2 protein-coding genes and 2 pseudogenes are annotated in these 5,683 nt (G+C 75.2%); 2 read left to right on the top strand and 2 right to left on the bottom strand.

Going from position 1 to position 5,683, the window contains the following annotated elements:
* Positions 1–275: 275 nt before the first annotated feature.
* Together GQS09_RS21925 and GQS09_RS30455 are read left to right on the top strand one after the other, a co-directional pair.
* Positions 276–1,238 carry a bifunctional riboflavin kinase/FAD synthetase gene (locus tag GQS09_RS21925; RefSeq protein WP_165988936.1) on the top strand — a complete coding sequence of 321 codons (963 nt, stop codon included), beginning with the start codon at positions 276–278 and terminating at the stop codon, positions 1,236–1,238.
* 247 nt (positions 1,239–1,485) lie between these two features.
* On the top strand, positions 1,486–3,732 hold the full coding sequence (locus GQS09_RS30455) for a SpoIIE family protein phosphatase (protein WP_165988934.1): 2,247 nt from the start codon (positions 1,486–1,488) through the stop codon (positions 3,730–3,732).
* 12 nt (positions 3,733–3,744) lie between these two features.
* Here GQS09_RS30455 and GQS09_RS31050 read toward each other — a convergent pair.
* Both GQS09_RS31050 and GQS09_RS29780 read right to left on the bottom strand, forming a co-directional pair.
* Positions 3,745–4,230 (bottom strand): annotated as a pseudogene (locus GQS09_RS31050) (topoisomerase II); the annotation flags it as partial.
* 23 nt (positions 4,231–4,253) lie between these two features.
* Positions 4,254–5,683: pseudogene (locus tag GQS09_RS29780) on the bottom strand (MinD/ParA family protein); the annotation flags it as partial.

Raw genomic sequence — 5,683 nt, 5'->3', positions numbered from 1 at the left:
CGCCCGCCGGGCCGCGCGTCCCTGGGCAGTCCGTGGCCGCGGCCGCGGCCACGGCCGAGTCCCGGCCGCCGCGCCGCCACCAGCCCGCCGGGCTCGGCACGCCCGGCTGACACGCCGGCCGGCCCGGCGCCGCCCCTGGCTGTGCCGCGCAGCACACCCCGCTGGGCCGCCCGGCGCCATGTCCGGCCGCCCCTGGCAGGTATTTTGGGGCTGGCAGGCTCCGAGCACAGTCGGCGGACCACAGACAGCAGAGACGGAGTACCACGGTGCAGACGGTGCAGCGCTGGCATGGACTGGAAGACATCCCAGGCGACTGGGGGCGCAGCGTCGTCACCATTGGCTCCTACGACGGTGTGCACCGCGGCCACCAGGTGATCATCGGCCGTACGGTGAGCCGCGCCCGCGAGCTGCGCGTGCCGTCGGTGGTGGTGACCTTCGATCCGCACCCCCTGGAGGTGCTCCGCCCCGGCATGCACCCGCCGCTGCTCACCCCGCAGCCGCGCCGGGCCGAGCTGATGGGCGAGCTGGGTGCGGACGCGGTGCTGGTGCTGCCGTTCACCACCGCCTTCTCCCAGCTCTCCCCGGCCGACTTCGCGGTCAAGGTGCTGGTGGAGCGGCTGCACGCGGTCGCCGTGGTGGAGGGCCCCAACTTCCGTTTCGGCCACCGGGCGGCCGGCACCGTGGACACCCTGGCGGAACTGGGCCGCACCTACGGCTTCGAGGTGGATGTCGTCCAGCTGGCCACGCCCGGCTCCCCGCCCCCGGGGGCGGCCGGTGCGGCCCCGGCCGGACAGCCGTTCTCCTCCACCCTGGCCCGCGGGCTGATCGCCGAGGGGGACGTGGCGGGTGCCGCCCGGGTCCTGGGCCGCCCGCACCGCGTGGAGGGCATCGTCGTCCACGGCGCGCGCCGCGGCCGGGAGCTCGGCTTCCCCACGGCCAATGTCGACACCGTGCCCTACTCGGCCGTCCCGGCCGACGGCGTGTACGCGGGCTGGCTGACCGCCGCGGGTGAGCGGATGCCCGCCGCCATCTCGGTGGGAACCAACCCGCAGTTCCACGGCACCGCCCGCTCCGTCGAGGCATACGCCCTGGACCGCACCGACCTGGACCTCTACGGCGACTACGTGGCCGTGGACTTCCTCGCCCACCTGCGCGGTCAGGAGACCTTCGACGGCATCGAGGCGCTCAAGGCCCGCATCGCCGAGGACGTGGACCGGACCCGCGAACTCACCCGCTGAGCCGGTCCCGGCCCGGACCGCCCGCCCGGACCGCCCGCCCGCTCGTCCGGCCTGCCCGCCCCGGTCGGCAGCCGCCCGCCGCCTCTCCCGTGAAGCGGATGCCGCACCCACCGTTCCGGACTATCGTCCCGTCATAGGAGAAACGTTCCGCTGGCCCGGCGGCGCGGGCGTCCGGCCCCGGCGGTGACACCGGGAACGGGCCCCTCGGCACCGGCAGGCGGGCACCGGTCCAGGCGGGAGGCCGACCATGTCACCAGGCCGCCTGCGGCACGCCGCGCCCCCCGAGGTCCTGCGGGACCGCATGGACCGCGAGGTGACCACGGTAGTGCGGCAGGTGGGGGCCCACATGGCCGGGCTGTACCTCACCGTGCCGGAGGACGGCATGCTCGCCCTGGAGACCGTCACCGGCGTGCCCCCCGAGTTCACCGGCCCCTGGGCCCGGCTCCCCCTCGGCCACCCCGGCCCCGCGCCGGACGCCGCCCGCGAACGGCGGCTGGTCTGGATCAGCGGCCGGGAGGACCTGGCCCGCACCTATCCCCGTACCGCCCTCGTCTCGCCCTACGACTTCGCCCTCGCCGCCGTCCCCGTCCCGGCCTCGGGCCCGGCCCCCTCCGACGCCTCCGCCCCGGCCCCGTTCCCCGGCGACGCGACCGCCGCCGACGCCACCACCGGCACGGGCACCGGCACCACCGGCACCGGCACCACCGGCAGCCCGGCCGACGGCGTGCTCGTCCTGATGTGGCCCGCCAGCCGCCGCACCCGGCTCGGTGCCGCCGATCGCCGCACCCTCACCGGGGCCGCCGACCGCATCGGCAACGTCCTCCACCGGGCGGCCGCAGCAGGCCGCCCTCTGCGCGCCGCCGACCAGCCCCGGGTGCTGCCCGTGCCCCGCGCCTCCGCACCCACCCCCGCCGAGGCGCTCGCCGCCGCCGACTTCGCCAACCGCCTCCCCGACGGCGTCTGCTCCCTCGACCTGAGCGGACGCGTCACCTTCCTCACCGACCGGGCCGCCGGACTGCTCGGCGAGCGCCGCGAGCGCCTGCTCGGCGCCCTGCCCTGGGCGGTACTGCCGTGGCTCGCCGATCCCGCCTACGAGGACGTCTACCGCAGCGCACTGGTCAGCGGCGGACCGGTCTCCTTCAACGCCCGCCGCGCCGACGGCACCTGGCTGACCTTCCGCCTCTACCCCGACACCACCGGCCTCAGCGTGCTGATCAGCCCGGCCGAGGAGCACCCGGCCGGGGCCGCCGAGCCCACCGCCGCCCGCCCCGGCCGCGTCGCCCGCGCCCGGGTCGGCGGCATCTACCACCTGCTCCACCTCGCCAGCGCCCTCACCGAGGCCGCCGATGTCGAGGACGTGGTCGAGCGCACCGCGAACGAGCTCATGCCCGCCTTCGGAGCCCAGGGATTCGTGCTGCTGGCCGCCGAGGGGGACCGGCTGCGCGTCATCGGCCACCGCGGCTACCCGCACTCCACCATGGAGCGGTTCGACGCCACCCCGCTCTCCGTCTCCAGCCCCGGCACCCATGCCGTGACCGGCGGCCGTCCCGTCTTCTTCGGCTCCCGGGAGGAACTGGAGCAGGCGTACCCCGACCGGCCGGCCATGCGGGACTCCATGTCCGCCTGGGCCTACCTGCCGCTGATCGCCTCCCGCCGCCGCATCGGCGCCTGCGTCCTGGCCTACGAGCAGCCGCACACCTTCACCGCCGAGCAGCGCGACAGCCTCTCCGCGCTCTCCGGCCTGATCGCCCAGGCCCTGGAACGCGCCCGCCTCTACGACACCAAGCACCGGCTGGCCCACGCGCTGCAGAACGGGCTGCTGCCGCACGACCTGCCCCGGCCCGCCGGTCTGGAGGTGGCCTTCCGCTACCTTCCCGCCACCCAGGGCATGGACATCGGCGGAGACTTCTACGACCTGGTGCAGCTCGACGAGTCGACCTTCGCCGCGGTCATCGGCGACGTGCAAGGGCACAATGTGACCGCCGCGGCCCTGATGGGGCAGGTACGGACCGCCGTGCGCGCCTATGCCACGGCCGGGGCGTCACCGGCCGAGGTGCTCAGCCGCACCAACCGGCTGCTCGCCGGTCTCGGACCGGACCTGTTCACCAGCTGTCTCTACGGCCACCTCGACCTGGCCCGGCACCGGGCGGACCTGGCCACCGCCGGGCACCCGCCGCCCGTGCTGCGCCACCCGGACGGGCGCACCGAGACCCTGGACCTGCCGGCCGGCCTGCTGCTCGGCATCGATCAGCAGGCCCGCTACACCTCCGTCCGGCTCCCGCTCCCCCCGGGCACCCTGCTGGCCATGTACACCGACGGGCTGATCGAGGTACCCGACGAGCACCTGGACGAGAGCCTGCGCGCCTTCGCCCGCACCCTCGGCACCGCCGGGGACGCGGAGCTGGAGCCGCTGGCCGACACCCTGCTGCACGGCACCCGCCCGGAGGGCGAACGCACCGACGACACCGCCCTGCTGCTGCTCCGCCCGTCCTGAGCCGGCGCGCCGTTACTGCTGCGGGGGCGGCGGCGGCCAGCCGCCTTCCCCCGGCTGCGGGGAGCCGTAGCCCTGCTGCTGCGGCGGGGGCGGCGGTTGCTGTCCCGGGGGCGGGTAGCCGTAGCCCTGCTGCTGCGGCGGCGGCTGCGGCTGCTGGCCCGGCTGCGGATAACCGTAGGCGGGCTGTCCGGGCTGCTGGGGGTACGGATACGCATAGCCGCCCTGCTGCTGGTGGTGCGGCTGCTGCTGCGGCTGCCCCGGCAACGGCGGGGCCATGTGCGGCGGCGGGTTGTTGGTGCCGTCCTGCGTCCACAGCCCCTGCTCCTGCTGGGCACGGACGAAGTCCTCCGCCACCAGCGCCGCCAGATCGAAGTACGCCTGCCGGGTCTTGGGCCGCATCAGGTCCAGATCCAGTTCGGCACCGGTCGCCAGGTGCTCGTCGAACGGTGCCACGATCACCCCGCGGCAGCGGGTACGGAAGTGCGCCACGATGTCCTCGNCAGCGCCGCCAGATCGAAGTACGCCTGCCGGGTCTTGGGCCGCATCAGGTCCAGATCCAGTTCGGCACCGGTCGCCAGGTGCTCGTCGAACGGTGCCACGATCACCCCGCGGCAGCGGGTACGGAAGTGCGCCACGATGTCCTCGACCTTGACCATCTTGCCGGTGTCCCGGACGCCGGAGATCACCGTGATGCTGCGCTGCACCAGGTCGCCGTACCCGTGTGCGGCCAGCCAGTCCAGCGTGGTGCTCGCGCTGCTGGCGCCGTCCACCGAGGGGGTGGAGACGATGATCAGCTGGTCGGCGAGATCGAGCACCCCGCGCATCGCGCTGTAGAGCAGACCGGTGCCCGAGTCGGTGAGGATGATCGGGTACTGCTTCCCCAGCACGTCGATGACGCGGCGGTAGTCCTCGTCGTTGAAGGTGGTCGAGACCGCCGGGTCCACGTCATTGGCGAGGATCTCCAGGCCGGACGGGGCCTGCGAGGTGAAGCGCCGGATGTCCATGTAGCTGTGCAGGTACGGGATCGCACCCACCAGGTCGCGGATGGTCGCGCCCGTCTCGCGGCGCACGCGGCGGCCCAGCGTGCCGGCGTCCGGGTTGGCGTCGATCGCGATGACCTTGTCCTGCCGCTCGTCCGCGAGGGTGGAACCGAGCGCCATGGTGGTGGTCGTCTTGCCGACGCCCCCCTTGAGGCTGATGACCGCGATCCGGTAGCAGGCCAGCATGGGCGTGCGGATGAGGTCCAGCTTGTGCTGCCGCTCGGCGTCCGCCGCCTTGCCCCCGATCTTGAACCGGGACGACTGCTGGCGGCTGGGCGCCTGCGAACGCCGCTTGTGCCGCCCCTTCTCCTGGAGCAGACGGTCCGAGGAGAGTTCGACGGCGGCGGTGTAGCCGAGCTGGCCCGGCTGCGGGCCGTAGCTCTGCTGGCCGGGCCAGGCGTTCCCGGCCCGCGGGTCCTGCGCTCCCTGCGGGGCCGCCTGTGGCGCCGCGGGCGGCGCGGGCGGCGGATAGCCGTAGCCCTGCTGCTGCGGGTCGGGCTGCGCGGGCGGCGGTGCCTGCGGATAAGCGGCCTGCACCGGCTGCTGCGGCGGCTGGGGTTGCTGCTGCGCGGCGGCGGGTGGCGCCGGTGGCGGGTACCCGTACCCCTGCGGCGCCTGCGCCTGCTGCGGCTGCTGCCCGGGCTGCGGATAGCCCTGCACCGGCTGCTGCGGCACGGGCTGTCCCGCCGGAGGCAGCTCAGGCCGGGGATATCCGTAACCGGGCTGTTCCGGCGCCGCCGGCGGCTGCGGTGGCTGCGGGAACGCGGGCGGATGCGGGGCGGGCTGTCCCGCCTGCGGGGTCTCCGAGGCTGACACCGGCGGTTGCGGCGGCTGCGGCGGCCGCGGTGCGTGCGGTGCCTGCGGCGGCACCGGCTGCGGCGCGGAGGGCGCCTGCTCCGGGGGGCCGGGCG

The sequence above is a fragment of the Streptomyces sp. YIM 98790 genome (assembly GCF_011421595.1).
In the GTDB taxonomy this organism is placed as follows: domain Bacteria; phylum Actinomycetota; class Actinomycetes; order Streptomycetales; family Streptomycetaceae; genus Streptomyces.
Note: the sequence above shows the minus strand (reverse complement) of the source record. Positions and strands in the feature narration are given on the sequence as shown.